This is a genomic window from Flavobacterium ajazii (assembly GCF_010614725.1).
GTDB classification, from domain to species: domain Bacteria; phylum Bacteroidota; class Bacteroidia; order Flavobacteriales; family Flavobacteriaceae; genus Flavobacterium; species Flavobacterium ajazii.
This window is the reverse complement of record NZ_JAAEHL010000002.1, coordinates 240,655-256,885: the sequence shown is the minus strand read 5'-3', so window position 1 is coordinate 256,885 and position 16,231 is coordinate 240,655. Positions and strand designations below refer to the sequence as shown.

The 16,231-nt window shown below is 33.3% G+C and carries 15 protein-coding genes; 5 read left to right on the top strand and 10 right to left on the bottom strand.

What is annotated here, in order from left to right; genetic code table 11:
• Positions 1 to 36: 36 nt before the first annotated feature.
• The gene (locus GWR14_RS03800) at positions 37 to 939 is read right to left on the bottom strand and encodes a DUF6607 family protein (protein WP_163407723.1); all 903 of its coding nucleotides are present in this window, start codon (positions 937 to 939) and stop codon (positions 37 to 39) included.
• A gap of 107 nt (positions 940 to 1,046) precedes the next feature.
• On the opposite strand from GWR14_RS03800, the gene GWR14_RS03795 reads away from it, so the two are divergent.
• The 3 genes from GWR14_RS03795 (at position 1,047) to GWR14_RS03785 (ending at position 5,509) form a co-directional block, all read left to right on the top strand.
• A complete protein-coding gene (locus tag GWR14_RS03795) occupies positions 1,047 to 3,113 on the top strand; it encodes a TonB-dependent receptor plug domain-containing protein (protein WP_163407722.1) in 2,067 nt (688 codons plus the stop codon).
• A 29-nt stretch (positions 3,114 to 3,142) separates the two neighbouring features.
• On the top strand, positions 3,143 to 3,766 hold the full coding sequence (locus GWR14_RS03790; RefSeq protein WP_163407721.1) for an HmuY family protein: 624 nt from the start codon (positions 3,143 to 3,145) through the stop codon (positions 3,764 to 3,766).
• Between the two features lie 186 nt (positions 3,767 to 3,952).
• Entirely contained in the window at positions 3,953 to 5,509 is a 1,557-nt protein-coding gene (locus GWR14_RS03785; RefSeq protein ID WP_163407720.1) for a T9SS type A sorting domain-containing protein, read from the top strand.
• Between the two features lie 111 nt (positions 5,510 to 5,620).
• Here the strand turns inward: GWR14_RS03785 and GWR14_RS03780 are convergent, their stop codons facing one another.
• The 9 genes from GWR14_RS03780 to GWR14_RS03740 form a co-directional block, all read right to left on the bottom strand.
• Complete coding sequence (locus tag GWR14_RS03780) at positions 5,621 to 6,400, bottom strand: T9SS type A sorting domain-containing protein (protein ID WP_163407719.1); 780 nt, start codon at positions 6,398 to 6,400, stop codon at positions 5,621 to 5,623.
• Positions 6,401 to 6,407: 7 nt separating this feature from the next.
• Positions 6,408 to 6,923 (bottom strand): ankyrin repeat domain-containing protein, encoded by a 516-nt coding sequence (locus GWR14_RS03775; RefSeq protein ID WP_163407718.1) that lies wholly within the window; start codon positions 6,921 to 6,923, stop codon positions 6,408 to 6,410.
• Between the two features lie 17 nt (positions 6,924 to 6,940).
• Positions 6,941 to 7,486 carry a YceI family protein gene (locus GWR14_RS03770; protein ID WP_163407717.1) on the bottom strand — a complete coding sequence of 182 codons (546 nt, stop codon included), beginning with the start codon at positions 7,484 to 7,486 and terminating at the stop codon, positions 6,941 to 6,943.
• 11 nt (positions 7,487 to 7,497) lie between these two features.
• Entirely contained in the window at positions 7,498 to 7,848 is a 351-nt protein-coding gene (locus GWR14_RS03765) for a hypothetical protein (RefSeq protein WP_163407716.1), read from the bottom strand.
• A 37-nt stretch (positions 7,849 to 7,885) separates the two neighbouring features.
• Entirely contained in the window at positions 7,886 to 8,749 is an 864-nt protein-coding gene (locus tag GWR14_RS03760) for a DUF5777 family beta-barrel protein (protein ID WP_163407715.1), read from the bottom strand.
• A 10-nt stretch (positions 8,750 to 8,759) separates the two neighbouring features.
• The gene (locus GWR14_RS03755) at positions 8,760 to 9,149 is read right to left on the bottom strand and encodes an OB-fold protein (protein WP_163407714.1); all 390 of its coding nucleotides are present in this window, start codon (positions 9,147 to 9,149) and stop codon (positions 8,760 to 8,762) included.
• Positions 9,150 to 9,280: 131 nt separating this feature from the next.
• Positions 9,281 to 11,815, bottom strand: a complete 2,535-nt coding sequence (locus tag GWR14_RS03750; protein WP_163407713.1) for a TonB-dependent receptor — start codon at positions 11,813 to 11,815, stop codon at positions 9,281 to 9,283.
• Positions 11,816 to 12,715 carry a FecR family protein gene (locus GWR14_RS03745; RefSeq protein WP_163407712.1) on the bottom strand — a complete coding sequence of 300 codons (900 nt, stop codon included), beginning with the start codon at positions 12,713 to 12,715 and terminating at the stop codon, positions 11,816 to 11,818.
• A 51-nt stretch (positions 12,716 to 12,766) separates the two neighbouring features.
• Entirely contained in the window at positions 12,767 to 13,282 is a 516-nt protein-coding gene (locus tag GWR14_RS03740) for an RNA polymerase sigma factor (RefSeq protein WP_163407711.1), read from the bottom strand.
• 203 nt (positions 13,283 to 13,485) lie between these two features.
• On the opposite strand from GWR14_RS03740, the gene GWR14_RS03735 reads away from it, so the two are divergent.
• Both GWR14_RS03735 and GWR14_RS03730 read left to right on the top strand, forming a co-directional pair.
• On the top strand, positions 13,486 to 14,511 hold the full coding sequence (locus tag GWR14_RS03735; RefSeq protein ID WP_163407710.1) for a hypothetical protein: 1,026 nt from the start codon (positions 13,486 to 13,488) through the stop codon (positions 14,509 to 14,511).
• A gap of 211 nt (positions 14,512 to 14,722) precedes the next feature.
• Positions 14,723 to 16,198 carry an SGNH/GDSL hydrolase family protein gene (locus GWR14_RS03730; protein WP_163407709.1) on the top strand — a complete coding sequence of 492 codons (1,476 nt, stop codon included), beginning with the start codon at positions 14,723 to 14,725 and terminating at the stop codon, positions 16,196 to 16,198.
• Positions 16,199 to 16,231 lie beyond the last annotated feature (33 nt).

Sequence of the window (16,231 nt, the reverse complement as noted above, 5' to 3'; positions counted from 1 at the left end):
GTTTACCGGCTTTTTAAACAACTAACACAAAACAATTTATTTTACAAACTTGTCGATAATTACATCAGTTTCTGCTTTTGTTGCGTTTGGTTTCAAATCAAACAAAAGAGAATAAAGTGATTTTTTGTCTACTTTAGCTTCTAAGTTTAAGTCTTTATGTCTTTCAAAAAGTGTCTGCCATTTGTCACGCACATTTTTCCAAAGCGCATTATTTTCCTTCCACCATTTTTGACCTGCAAGACATTTACTGTCTGCAACTTTAGTGTAAACGTCCATACCTTTTTCTTCAGCTAACAGGACATCTTTTCCGCTGTCATCTCTCACAAGCTTTTGATTGTCTTGCTCATGATTCCAGCCTGTTGAAGTGATTTCGTGAATGTTTCTTCTTTTTAAAACATTATAATCGTTACGTTTTGTATGCTCTCTTCTTGGCAGCGGGGCATCAGTTACATTTGCCCAGTAATCCTGACCGTCTACATGAACCCAGGTTGCAGTTCCCTCGTATCTAGGACTGTCGTCTACCTGATATACTTTTTGAGTCCATTGTCCTTTTACTGCTTTTTTATCCAGTTTTTTATATTTCCATGAAGTGTTTTTGTCAAATAAATATAAATCTGTGTTTTCGTATAACCAGTCCTGTCTCCAGTGTTTAATAATCATATCATCGCTTACAATCAATAAATGCTGCATTGAGATTTTATTTGGAGTATCTTCTACCAATTCTACCCATTCCAAAGCCGACTCATGTTTGGTTTCAGATGGTTTGTAGCTAAGAGAATCTTTTGGGTAAGAAAATGTTTCTGTGAAGTTAAATTTTACTTCATAACAGCCACACATGGATTTGATGGATTTTATGTCCTGTTGTTTTTTGTCCTGGCTGAAACCTGAACCAAAAGTTAAAGCCATGATGGCTGAAAAATAAAGGCTTTTTGTAATCATAACTATATTATTATAGGTTTTAATTTTTTTTGCAAATATAGAAACTTTATTTAGAATAAATAAAAATAATTATATATTTGCAGAGTTATTAAGACTGAATAAAAATAATGAAAATTAAAATTACCCTTTTTGCTCTGTTTGTTTTTTGTCAAATTTCTGTTGCTCAGGAAAAGCCAAAGGATAGTACAGCTGCAAATCAATTGCCGGAAGTAATGGTTACTACGGCGACAAGAACCGAAAGAGTACTTTCATCATTACCACTGCCCATGACAATTATTACATCTGAGGCAATTATAAAAACAGGTGTTACGAGATTAAACGAAATCCTAAATGAACAAACGGGAATTATTCTGGTTCCCGATGAAAGTGGTTTTGAGGGGATTCAGATGCAGGGTCTGGATGCAGCCTATACTATGATTTTGATTGATGGTTTGCCACTTGTAGGAAGAAGTTCAGGAGTTTTGGATTTGTCCAGGATTTCTGTTGGAAATATTGAGAGAATTGAAATTGTAAAAGGTGCATCATCAGCTTTATATGGTTCTGAAGCAATGGGTGGAGTTATTAATGTAATTACAAAAAGACCTACGAAAGATATGTTGGCAGGTGGTCTTTCTTATAGATATGCAACATTTAATACCAGTGATGCCAATGCTAATTTGCTTTGGAAGAAGAAAAAATTTGCAGCTAATTTGTTTGCTAACTATTATTCAACAGATGGATTTGATTTGAACGAAAGTTCAGTGCTGAAAAATGTAGAAGGATACTATAATACTACAATTCAGCCAAAATTATATTATGATTTTTCTGAAAATCTGAAACTAATCGTAAGTAATCGTTTTTTTAATCAAAAAGCAGATAATGCAGCTGTGATTGGATCTGAAACATATAGTGGCGAAGCAAAGGAAAACGAATGGAATTCGCAAATCAAATTAGAACACAAATGGACTCCTAAAGTATATTCTGAATATGAATTTTATGCGACCAATTATAAAAATGATTCGTTTTTAAATGACCAGAACGATGTTCGTTATGAAGATACATATTACGACCAATGGCTTTTCAGACCCGAGGTCAGAACTACTGTTTCAATAAATAAGGACAAGTTAACAGCCGGAGTAGGGTTAAATTATGAAAGTCTGGACAGGACCTATTTTAAAGATAATGTGAAATTTAATTCGCAGTATGTTTTTGTACAATATGATTACAATCCTACTGAAAAGTGGAATATTCTGGCCGGATTCAGGTATGATAATCATAGTGTTTATGCATCGCAGTTAAGTCCTAAGCTAGCTGTAAATTATAAAATTAATAATAATTTATCTTTAAAATCTTCGGTTGGGTATGGCTATAAAGCACCGGATTTCCGTCAGTTGTATTTCGATTTTACTAATCCTTCTGTTGGTTACACCGTTTTAGGGTATAATGTTGCCGAAGCCCGTCTGGATCAGTTTGAAGAGCAGGGACAGCTTTTATCCAGAGTAGCAGGAATTAGTTTTGACAAACCATTAGAGGCAGAAAGTTCTGTTAATTTCAATTTTGGAACTTATTATAAAAGAAATAAGCTAAGAATGGATATCAATGCTTTTTATAATTCAATTAGCAATTTGATTGATACTCAGGTTGTGGCTCAAAAAACAAACGGTCAGAATATTTTTAGTTATTCTAATTTCGATAAAATTTTCACCTACGGTATTGAGTATAATTCAACGTATAGTTTTACCAAAGAGTTCTCTTTATCGTTAGGATACCAATATTTAATTGCTAAAAATAAAGATGTTGTTGACAATTTTGAAGATTACCAATATGTCCGTAATTCAGAACTACAAACTTTTAAAATTAATAAATCAGATTATTTTGGAATTTATAACAGATCAAAACATACAGCTAATATTAAAGTTTTGTACTCGATTCCGAATATAAAAACCGATATCAACTTACGTGTTTTTTATAAAAGTAAGTACGGAATGTTTGATACCAATGGAAACAGCATTCTGGATAAATACGACAAATTTGTAAATGACTACTTTTTAACCAATTTATCAATTTCAAAAACTGTAGCTGATAAATTAATGCTTCAGGCTGGGGCTAATAATTTATTTGATTATACAGATCCGGGACAGATTCCGAGCCTTGCCGGAAGACAATTTTTTGCACGAATTCAATATAACTTTTAATTAATATTTATTTAAACACTTTTTACACAATGAAAACAAAATTCTTAAAACTTTCGCTTTTAGCATTATTTATTTTTACAGCATCATGCAGCAGTGATGATAAGGATAATACGATTCCGGAAGTAGTAACAACAAAAGTTTCAGATCTTTATGCCCCACAAACAGGAGGTGATCGAGGGACAGCAGCAAGTGGAGAATTTACAAAATTCAGTTTTGCTGAAAATAAAATTGTTACTACAGATAAATGGGATATCGCTTTTCGTGGTACTGCTATTATTGTTAACGGGGGAGCTAAAATTGGAATCACTGACGAGCCAGAAAGAACAGGAACAGGAGCTGTAAGTATCGTGTCAGGAACATTTGCAGGGGTTACTACATTTCCGGCTGTAGCTACATTTGCTCAGGATGGAGCTTCGACCTATGCGTTTCCTACATCAGGAGATAATACATGGTATGATTATAATTCTATTACACATATTATTTCTGCAAAAGCTGGAAAAGTATTTGTTATAAAAACCCATGATGGTAAATATGCAAAAGTAGAATTTTTAAGCTACTACCAAGGTGCACCAGCTACACCTGCAGCTACAGATGCAGCAAGATACTATACTTTCAATTTCGCATACCAGGCAAATAGTACTACAACATTCTAAGAATATAAATAACCACGAATTATAAAAAATTCGTGGTTATTTTTTAATCTTCAATTCATTTTAATACAAATAAATTTATTTTATTATAAGTTTTGTTTTAAGTTTTAGTTTGATAAACAGAAATCTAAAATAAAATTTTGAACCAGATGAAAATATATTTTTCATGTTAAATAATCAATCATAATTATGAAAATAAAATTACTAATATTATTTTTTGTAGGACTGTTTGCGATTTCTGGCTATTCTCAAACCGAAATGATTTCAATATCCAATTTGAAATACACAAATGGCAGCGCAATTGCAAGTGGTTCACCAATTCAAATCGCTGAGGGTGGAACTGTTTCTGTAACTTTTGATTTAAGGATCAATAATCCCGGCTTTGCACTAATAAAAGGCGGAACGTTATCTGTTTATAGCAAATTAAATAGTAGTACAAATATACAACATGTGTCTATTTTATTTGGTCAAAATGCTATATCAGCATCTGTGAGTAGACAATGTACGATTGAACTAAAATCCAGTCATTTTCCTTCAGGTACTGGTTCTATATATGCACAATTTTCTCCAATAGATAATAGTCCTATTTTAGGAACAACTGTAATCGTAAAAATAGTTCCGTTAATAACAAGTAACTATATTATAGGAAATCAGACAGTTTACGAAGGGGATTCTGTAGGTTCGATAAACGGACCAACTCCAAACGGTGGAAATGGATTATATACGTATGCATGGCAGCAAAAGATTGGAAGTGGGGGGGCATGGACTAATATACCAGGAGCAACAGGTGTCACTTTTCAACCTACAAATCTTTCAGTTTCGACAATATCATATAGAAGAATTGTTACATCGTTATTTGGTACACTTACTGATACAAGTAATGAAGTGACAGTTACGATATTGCCTAATACACCAATAGAGAATAATACAATTACTTTGTCAGGCTCAGAAATACAAGGAAGTACTCCTACGGGCGGAATAGGTTCATTTACTTATAGCTGGTATGCTTATATTTTAGAGGGAGAAGGCTGGCAATGGATGGGGTATACTACTAAAGATTGGAGTATACCAGATGGTGTTTACCAATTTATGGAAAATTTAGGAAATTCTGAAGGATTTATTTATAGAGAAGTTAGATCGGGGAATCAAATTTCGCGTAGTAACATTGTGACAATTTATCCTGCTCAGCCTATTCAAAATAATACAATTACTTTGTCGGGGAATGACATTATTGGAAGTTTGCCAACAGGAGGTACAGGGACTTTTAGATATGAATATTATTCCTATCTTGAACTTCCCGATGGTGAAATCGAAGGACCAAGTATGATGCCAGGGAGTGAGCAAAATTATAGAGGACCAATTCAGAGTTATTTAACTATTAAATATTACAGAAGAGTTATTTCAGGAAATAAGTCTTCTTACAGTAATATAATTACAGCTCCAATAATTCAAAGCTCTGCAAATAAAACATCTTTTACGGAAAATATTGATTCAGACCTGACAGTATACCCAAACCCAACATCAGAATCAATAAACTTCTCAACTACTTTTTCTACAGAGAAAGATATAGAAATTATTGTTTATTCCGAAAGCTTACCAGATACAAAATCTGTTTTTAAAGGGCGTGTTACTCCAAATCAGGTTGTAAATTGGAATATCCCTTCAAATTATTCAAAAGGGGTTTATTTTTATAAAATTATATCAGACAATGCAGAGGTTAAAACCGGAAAGTTCATTTTCAGATAGACAGTATTTAACTTTTTAATTAGTTAATAACTTGGTTTTTTTATTTTTTTTTGGAGAGGTTAGAATTTTTTTCTAACCTCTTTTTTATTAAAACTACTAAGAAGAGAATAATTAATTAAGAACTATTTTTTTCCAGGTTTTTTCCTGATCGTTTTGTAATTCTATTAGGTAAACTCCTGATTGCAAATTTTTCAGGGATACTTCAACAGTGTTAGATTTATCTTTTACTTCAATAGTTTCAATCAATGTTCCAATCAAAGAGTATACATTTATTTGATCTAAACCTGTTTTGGTTTCAATAGTAAAATTTCCGTTTGATGGATTCGGATAAATAGCAGAAGCTTTCAGACCAAAATCATCTACTCCTAATGAAGCAGATAGAGGTACACTAACATTATATCCGCGATTTGCACCTCCGTGGTTGTTCATTGCATAACCTGCATTACTTCTTCTGGCCCAGGCAAAATCAATAGTAGTGTTAGCATAATTAAAGGTATAATCGTTGGCATCTCCAGTTGATAGATTTCGTTCTGCTATTATAGTCCTGATTCCCGAAGTTACCGTATTTGAGGTTACTGTCCAGCTTTGTGAGGCATCTGTACCTGGTGCAGAACCGACTCCGTTTTGACTTGCATCAATTAATGTTGTAGCATTGGTATATACTAAATCTTCTCCGGATTCCATTCCGCCACCCGATCCAAAAGCACCGAACTGTAATGCAAACCATCTGTCTGAAGGCCCGGTAAGTTTGAGAGTAGCTTTCGATGTAGTGTTGTTTAAGGTTAAATTGGCAGTCATATTGGTTGACAAAGTAACATCTCCGGTAGTTTTTTGCTGAGCGAAACCGCTTAAGCTAATTGCTAAAATTCCTAAAAGAGTAATTTTTTTCATAATGGACTTATTTTAAAAGGTTGATTATTTCTTCATTTTGAGAAAAAACAGCATATTCAAATGCTGTTTTTCCTTTGTTATCTTTAATGGTTTTATCTGCTTTATAGTCTAAAAGCAATTTGACTAACTGATCATTTTTGAATTGTACTGCAAGTGACAATGCTGTGGTTCCGTTGACATCAGTTGCATTTGGATTGGCTTTTTTTTCGAGTAATAATTTTACTAATTGTGGGTGATTTTTATAAGTTGCAGCCATCAGCGCTGTTCCCATATCAGAGTTGTAGTTAATGTCTTTTACATTTTCTATCAGGAATTTGGCGACTTCAGTATTTCCTCTGTAACAGGCCAGAATTAAAGGGCTTGTTTTGCTTTCGTTAAGGGAATTGATTAAATCCGGATTTGATTTGTTCAGGGTCTGGATCTCTGCTAAAGTTCCGGTTCGGGCAATATCAAAAACCGTTTTGTTTTGTGCTTCAGCAATAGAAAGACATAACAACATTATAAGCAATACTAATTTTTTCATGATAAAATAGTTTTTGATTAATTAGCTTCAAGAACAAAATTCATAGCGACTTTTACATTTTCTGCAATTTTTCCTTTTACTAAACCTGGTATTTCAATTTTGTAATCCTGAGGTTTTATTGAAATTGCACTTGATGCCAAAATTTTTGCTCCGCTTAAGGCAAGATTAACCTTAGTTTTTATCTTTTTGGTAACACCGTGTATGGTTAAATCGCCTTCCAGATCATAAGCTGTTTTTGAAGCTGATAATTTTTTGTCATCAAAATTTAAAATCTTCCCTTTAAAAGTGGCTTTTGGAAATTGAGAAGATTCCATATAATTTTCATTAAAATGTTCTTCCATCAGAGGAGCTTTAAATTTGAATGATTTTATTAGCGTCAAAGCCACAAAGTCACCTGTGCTTTTTTCAAGAATACACGAAGTTGTTTTGTTTGTTGCTGCTACTTCTTCAAAAGCCGGCATTGAAGCCTCAAATTTTACTTCCCCGGTTCGGGTAATCATCTTTTGCGAAAAAACTGCGTTTCCCGCCAATAAAAACAATGTTGATATTAGTATTTCTTTCATGTTATATAGTTTTAATTTTTATATCCTTCTTTTTGCCAAAGTATAATCATGTCAATAGTTGCTCTTGGCATAGGTCCCGATCTGGGCATTACGCTCCCGCAAGACTGGGTCTGATCAATTCTGCAGATTAAATCGCCATTTTGAGTAGCATCTTTTACCTGATCGTAGGTTTCTAAAGTTGGAAATTGTCCGCCATCAGAATGACAGCCTACACAATTTGCTTGTATTACAGCTTCAATATTCGCCGTATAAGTTGGCGAAGTACTTATCTCTGTTTCTGAAATATCTTCGTAAGTTCGGGGCGTGCAGGAAACTAAAAATGCTGCAGAGGTAAATAGTATGATTAGGATACTCTTTTTCATATGGAAATAATATTTTTAACTTAAATAGTTGTTACTTTTAAAAGGATCTGTACATGTTAAAACCAAAATAAATTTTCCCTTTCGTCCAGTCCCCTGAAGCGGTCGAAAATACTGCGACATCATTCATAGGCTGGCTGTTGGAGAATACAAGCTGAAAAACATGTCCGCCGGTTTCAATATCCAAACCAACCGTAAGCGGATTATGATACGGGTCTATATCCTTTTCTTCTGTAATCACGCGGGCAGCATATTCAAGGTTAACACTCATTCTTTTGGCAATCTTGTAGCGTAATCCTCCTGCTGCCGAAAATACGTTTTGCTGTTCAAGCGCATCGTCATATAAGTTTTTATAGACATTAATAAGACCTAATTCGACAGAAAATTTTTCGCTGACTTTTCTGGAAACTAATAATTGAGTTGTAAAAGCTAAACGATCCGAAAATCTTATATTAGGATACAGCTCTTTTTCCAGTGCACTGTTGATATCCATCGTATTGTATCCTACAATAGTCACAGGAAATCCGTTTACTTCCTGATTGGCCATTTTATATTTGGCTGTTATTTCGTAAATTTTATTGTATGTATGTCTCGTAGCTCCAAAGCTCAGCCAGTTTGTTACACCATAGATTCCACCAAACTTTGTCAGGGCATTATCTAAACCAAAGAAATTATTAAATCCTTCGGACAAGTCGCCAAAACGATGTGAAACAAGCATGTACCATTCTCCCTTCGCAGGCAATTTTGTAGACTGCATATTGGCAATCTGCAATCCTTTGAAAGCCGCTATTTCAATTTGTTTTTCGTTAGATGTTACACTATCCAGCTGATTCAGTAAATCATCCTGGGCAAATAGATTTGTTGTTAAAAAAAACAGAAGCAAAAAGCCTGAAAAATTCCTCATTTTAATTTTATTAATTATTATTTACTACCGAACACTGGTCCAGTTTTAATTCTCCCATTAAGTCATCATATCCAACAACTCTTCCTTTGAGGGTTAAAAGCTGCCCTTTTTTGATTGAAGGATCTGATTCTTTCAAATCACAAACAATGGTGTTGTCTATAATAATTTGCTTTGGATTTATTTGACTGACAGTTCCTTTGATAGCTATGGCTTTTTCCAGGTATTTTGTATTTGATTTGTCAATATTAGAATCAAATTCATCAATAATACTTTTTGAGGAAACGGTAAAAACGGCATCTTCGGCTGCTACATTTCTGGCGCCCCCATACCAGATGTAGCAATAACCGAAAATTCCAAAAGCAGTTATTACCATAGCTGTTCCAATTATTTTTTTCTTCATTTTCTATTTTTTTTAAATGGATTCAATGATAAAACAGCCTTGATAAAGTTTACCCTACCAAAGAATTATTGTTTTTGTAAAAAAAAGATGAAAAAACAGAGGTGTTTTTTATAACGTTCTGATAGTTAGAGTTAGAAAGAAACCCTGAAACTCACATTTGGAGTTCTTTGCAGCGAGAAAGTGTCCACTTCTTCTATAGAATTAGAAAGGGAGCTTATTCTGTAATATTCGCTTATTTCATTTTTCCTGTTCAGGATGTTGAGGATCGATACTCCTAATTTATATTGAATGCCGTTTGCCGTTTCCCATTTGTAAGTAGAGGAAAGATTAACCTGCGAAAAGACATTCAAATTAGTACTGTTGGGTTTTTTGTAAACCAGAATTGGATCTGAAAGATCGATTTGAGAAATGTCCGGTGCAGTTGTTGGCCTGCCGGAAGACCATTTGGTTCCTAAAGCGATTTTGAAATTGTTTTTTTCATAAATCGCAGCCCACGAAATAGTATGAGTTAGCTCAAAGTTGTTCGGGAAACTAGGGTATTCATAATTTGAAAAATGGTAGTTATTGTTGTTGTAGGTATAGCTAAGCCAGGTAAGAAAGTGGTTCATCTTTTTTTGAATCAGAATTTCTGTCCCTACGATTTCATAATCACCGGTTGTGCGTACAAATTCCAGCTGGTTCTGAAACCCCTGGCTTGCAGTCGTAATTCCTTTTACTTTTTTATAAAAATTTTCGATATCCAGCAGCCAGTCATTTTTTTTATAAAATAAGTTTAAAGAGATCTGTCTGCTTCTCTGAATCGGAATTGACTCATTATTCGAAATAATCCAGCGTCTTTTTTCGATACCGAAATAATCTTTTTGTAAATCAATAATCTGCTGACAGTTTTGACTTTTTAGTTCTCCCAACAACTCTAGATTTAGATTTTTGCTAAAGCCATAGTTAATCTGAACGCGGGGTTCGGGAATGAATTTTTTGAATTTTTCAATATAATTTAATCGTATTCCGGTATTCACTATTATTCTGGAAAGCGTATCATTATATTTTCCTTCCAAAATTAAAGAGTGCGTTTTTAAAACATCTTTAATTTTACTGTAGAAATTAGGATTATCAACCCGTTCCAGATTGGTAATACCAACTTCATTAAACTGATATCCGTTGTTAAAAATAATTTTTGAGTTAATCGTATGGTTGTTTTCCAGATTAATTCCGTTGTTCTCAATCGTGTTTTCCTGCGTGACTATTTGATTTTCATTTGTAGTTCTCTGGTTAGCCAAAAGTTCATACGACGAGTTGTAAACATTAATTTTAGTTGTGTTAAAATTATTCCAGTTTCTCTTCCAGGATAGGTTTCCACCATAGTTCTGCTGGCGTAAAATATTGTTTTCTGATTTAATTATGTTGTAAGAAGTAGCACTCTGAAAGACTTTTAAATCGTCTTTTATAGTTATCAAATCTACTATCAGCTGATCTTTGAGTCCTATTTTTTGGACGTATTTAAAAGTAGCATCATAGAAATCAAATTTCCTGTCACTTTTATAATTGATATTTTGGTTCTGAGAAAAATCGGTAATTGTAGTATTTTGAAATACCTTATTGAAATACTCTTTATAAGTAGGCGTTTCTACATAATCTGTAATCGATTTTCGTCCTGAAATTTCGATATAGCTCTTTTTAGAAAGATTGTATTTGGCATAAATATCAGCATTGATCATATTTATTCCTGCACTGAAGCTATTTTTTTCTGTTTTTTCAGGTGTGGAAGAAATAGCTACAACACTTGAAACACTTTCGCCATAAAAAGCAGAACTCCCGCTTTTGTAGATAGAAATAGTATGTGCCAGATTGGGATTAAAAACGGATATTAAACCAAAAAAATGTCCCGTCTGGTACATTCGTATTCCGTTCCATAAAAATAAATTCTGATCGTGTGTACCGCCACGTACGTTGATGCTCGATACACTTTCGTCAAGACTGTTCACACCCGGAATTTGCTGCATGGTCTGCAAAGCATCAGGCTCAATAAGTCCGGGCAGTATACCAAATTTTTTAGGTTTAATTTCAAAAGAACCATCACTGTTTTTAGAAATTCCTGAAGCCAGAATAGGATTGGTTTTGATTTCTTCAAGTTCTGTAACTTCAGATTCTAATATAATATTGAGGCAGTTTTTAGAATCTGCATGAACTGCTGAAACCTTTTGGGTTATAAATCCGACATGGCTTATTGAAAAGACATTTTTTGAATCTTTCTCAAATTCAAAATATCCGTTTGAGTCTGTTATGGTCTCTGTGTCATTGTTTAAATGAATGTTTGCGTTTTCAATGGGTTTTTTGTCGGTGTCAGAAAAAACATATCCGCAAATTATTTCAGATTTATGTAGGTTTTTATAAACGTTGATGTATTTATTTCCTAAAATTTCAAAAGATAATCTGGTTTTTTGTGTGAGATATTGCAGTTTTTGTTCTAAAGAAAATGATTTTTTGGGAGGTATTAATTGCAAGCCTGAAACATTATCTTCGGTGTAATTAAAATTTACCTGATGCTCCTGTTCAATATCAATTATAATGTTTTTTAAAGATGTAGTTTTTCCTTTGCCCTGAGCAAAAATGTTCAGGACAAGGAAAAACAAAAAAAACGAAAAATGAAATTGTTTGGGGCCCAACATCTATTTTTCGTCAAAAATTATTTTATTTTCCGATACTTTTTTCGCTTCCAAATGGTAGGTTGTACTTATGATTTGTAAAGCAGTATCAAGATCATCAGCCGGTAATTTTCCGGTAAATAGCGAAGTTGTATCTTTAGCATTTAATACGATTGTGATATTATACTGCCTTTGGACTTCGTCCAGTAAATTTTTGATGTTTTCTTTGTTAAACAATATTTGATTATCCATCCATTCCGGTTTAGAGGAATTTATAGAAGTACTGAACTGCTTTCCGTTTTGAAAAGTAACGCTTTGTCCGTGAGTTAAAATGATTTGTGTACTTCCGTAATTTACCTTTACACGGCCTTCGTAGCACATTACATCAAATCTGTTTTTTCGGGCTCTGACATTAAATTGAGTTCCTAAAACCGATACTTTTCCAAGATCGGTCTGAACTTCAAATCTTCTGCCTTTGGAGACCCTGAAATAAGCTTCTCCTTCAAGTTTAAGCCGTCTTTTGTTGTTCCAGTTCCATTTTTTATAATTTATTTCAGAACCTGAATTCAGTACGACTTCAGAATTATCAGGCAACAAAAAAGTATTTCTCTCCCCAAAACTGGCAGTTTCAGTTTCCGGGACAAAACTCTTTACCGCAAAAGTAACTGTGAGAGCTAAAACAAAAATAGCCGCTGCGCGAAACATCCATTTTTTATATAACGGAACTACTTTTGGAGCTGCTTTTTTCTGTTGAAGAATATTTGACAGCATAGCATCTTCATCCAAATCATCGACTTGCAGATGCTGGGTATAGTTTTTAATCTTTTGGTATTTTTCGTAATCCGGACTCGCTTTAAATTCAGCTAATTCATCCTCCGTTAAATCATCGTTGAGCCATTTGGCCAATAAGCGATTTTTTTTCATTGTATTGGTACTTGTATCATTAAACAACTAGAACTGGATTTACCCTACTTTTTATATATCAATTTCTTTACGCAAGTTTAACAAAGCCAGATGAATGCGTTTTTCAACAGCTTTTACGCTTATATCCAGAGCCACCGCAATTTCACTATACTTTTTTTTGTCGATTCGATGCATCAAAAAAGCTACACGTTGTTTTTCGTTTAAGTTTTCAATGGCTTTTAAAAGTTTGGACTGAAATTGTTTTTCCTCCAGAAGATATTCGGGGCTTTCGTTGGTTCTGTCTGAACCGATGAAGTTTTTTTCATACTTCAAAACTACTTTTTGATGCGCAATTTCATTTAGCGTGCTGTTATTTGCAATAGTATAAATGTATGATTTTGCTTTTTCGATTGGTACCGAAGCACAATTTTGCCAAAGTTTGATAAATGCTTCCTGAGCGAGGTCTTCTGCCTGGTTTTTATTGCCAAATTTGTAGTATAGAAAATTCCGAAGCTCTTTAATATGACTTTTGAAAAAAGACGAAAAAATTATTTCATCGCAGGTATTTGGTTGGTTTGTGGCTGACATTAGCAGTAATATCTTTCAATTTGGGATTTGCAAAAGTATTTCTTTTTAACTTAAGTAGGGTAAAAGTGAAGTAAATTGTTTTTATTCAGGTATAACCGAAAAGGATTATTAGTAAAAAAGTAATCTCAATTATTTGATAATCCATCTTAAAATTCGCTGAAACCTGTATTCTTAAATTTGATTACCTTTGTAAAAATATCACTATGTTTCGTTTCAAAAAATATTTACCTATTATAGGTTTCCTGCTGTTATTCTCTTGTCAAAGCGAAATAAATGAACAGAGTTACAATCCGCAGGAAACGGTTACAAGTTATTCTCCGCTTACATCCTATTTTCAAAGGATTGCTATGGTAAAAACAGTAGGAGATAATGTGGTCGATCAGTCGAGTTATTGTACCATAAAACTACCTTATACTGTTACTGTAAATAATGAAAATATTGCCGTGAATACTACGGCAGATTATCAAAAGATATTCGATAACATTAATGCAAGCTATACAGATGATGATGTTGTAAAAATAGATTTTCCGGTAACAATGATTTATTATAACTATATCGAAAAAGATATTCCAAATGAAGCAGATTTTAATGCATTAATAGATTATTGGAATCTTTATCCGGATCTTTTATCCAAAATAAACGGACTAAACATTAATTACCCTATAACAGTCAATATTTATAACAGTGCCAGTCAAATAGGAAGTTCGGTGTCAATAACAGGCGATCAGGCGTTTTTTAATTTTATAAAAAATCTGACTGACAGTCAGTATATTGCTCTGAAATATCCTGTTTCGATTACAGATTATAATAATCAGACAAAAACAATTTCGAATAATGCTCAATTCGAGGATGCTATAAAGGATGCAATTGATAATTGTCCGGATAACAATACGACTGTTTTGGATTTTACAGAAGTTATAACAAATGGATCATGGAATATATCCTGTTTTTATGATAAAACAGAAAAAGCATCCATATATAGTGGATATAGTTTTGTTTTTAAAAATGATAAATCTGTAGTTGCGACAAAAGAAGGTGTTTCGGAAACCGGACAGTGGGAAACTAAAGTTGTAAACGGTGTGAGGGATTTTAAAATAAGCTTTAGTTCAGATTTGCTTCATAAACTGGACTGTACGTGGAAATTGTTTGAGTTTAATAATTCTAAAATACATTTTCGGGACTTAAGTGACAGTAAAAATACTCGATATCTGTATTTTGAAAAGAATTAATTGTGAAAAACGGTTGTTTTTGAACGTTGAAAAAGAAGAAATCATCTCAATACTGAGGCGGTTTCTTTTTAGTTTATACATTATTGTTTAAAAACAATTTTTAATTAATGTTTAATTCTATCTTTGCACAGCAATTTTTAAAAATACAATTAACAGGATTTTTTTTCAGATTATTTCTGTTAATTTCAACCTTCAAGTTTATAATAAATAAGTGAATACAAAACCATATTTTTTTCAGTCTTTTGCCATTGTTGCTATTGCTGTTGTTGCTTTCGTTGGATTTAAACAAGTTTTACCGGACAAAATTTTTTCTGAAAGTAAAATGAACTCTAAAAACGTTCTTATAGATAGTTTGCTTTTAGAAGCCGTAGCTAAAGATTCTTTAAGTGTAAACGATAGTATCAATGGAACTGATGCTGAAGGAGCAGAAGAAATCGTTTATGAAAATATTGAAGGAATCGAATTTCCATCTGAAACTTTTGATGAATACAAAGGGTATCAATATCTGATTTCGTTTTACGAAAAATTATATCAGTTAGAGAAAAATCCGGGGCAAAATGTAAGGATTGCTTATTATGGCGATTCAATGACAGATGGCGATTTGATCGTGCAGGACGTTCGTACCAATTATCAGGAGCGTTTTGGAGGACATGGAGTTGGTTTTGTTTCGATATCTTCGGAGTCGGCTGCATCTCGTGGTTCTGTAAAATCTACTTATTCTAAAAACTGGAAAACACAATCTTACCTGAATGTAAAAAGACCAGCCAGTCCATTTGGTGTAAACGGTCATGTGTTTTTTGCAAATGATAAAAACAATGTGACCTGGGTACAATATGAGGCCGGAACCAATAAATATTCGACAACTTTAGACAATCCAACTTTATTTTACGGAAGATCGTCTAAAAAAGGAAATGTGAATTTTATTATTGGAAAAGACACGCTTCGAAAAAACCTGAATCCGTCTAATTTGGTAAACAGTCTAAAAGTTACTTCAGGAAGCATAAAATCTTTTAAAGCAAATTTTGTTCATGCAGATTCAATTCCGATTTTCGGATTTAATTTTGATAACGGAAGCGGTGTTCACGTAGATAATTTTTCGCAAAGAGGAAATTCAGGATTGCCACTTTCAATATTTAATGCGAATGTGATGCAGGCTTTTAATAATAATCTGAAATACGATTTGATTATTTTGCATTACGGAACCAATGTACTGAATTACGGAACCAAAAATTACTCATGGTACGAAAGAGGAATGACAAAGGCAGTAAATAAAATAAAGGAGTCTTTCCCGGGAGTTTCTATTTTGATTGTTTCGACAGCGGATAAGTCAACGAAGTACGATTTGGAAATGAAAACCGATTCTGCGGTTGTTCCTTTGATGAAATCACAAAAGAAATATGCTCTTGAAACCGAATCAGGTTTTGTAAATTTATATATGTTGATGGGCGGTGACGGATCAATGGTAAAATGGGTTGATGAATCTCCGGCCAGAGCCAATAAAGATTATACGCATTTTAATCAGCGTGGAGCAAAAGCAATTGGTAATTTGCTGTATAATCAGTTAAATAAAGGATACGAACAATATAAAGCTTTACGTGAAAAGCGTGATTTAAGTGTAAAGCCAAAAGTGATTAGAAACCCCAAAGCAGATTCCGTATCTGTGAAAAATGACAGCGTAAATGAATAAACTTATTATTTTCTTTTGTTGTCTTTTTTTCTC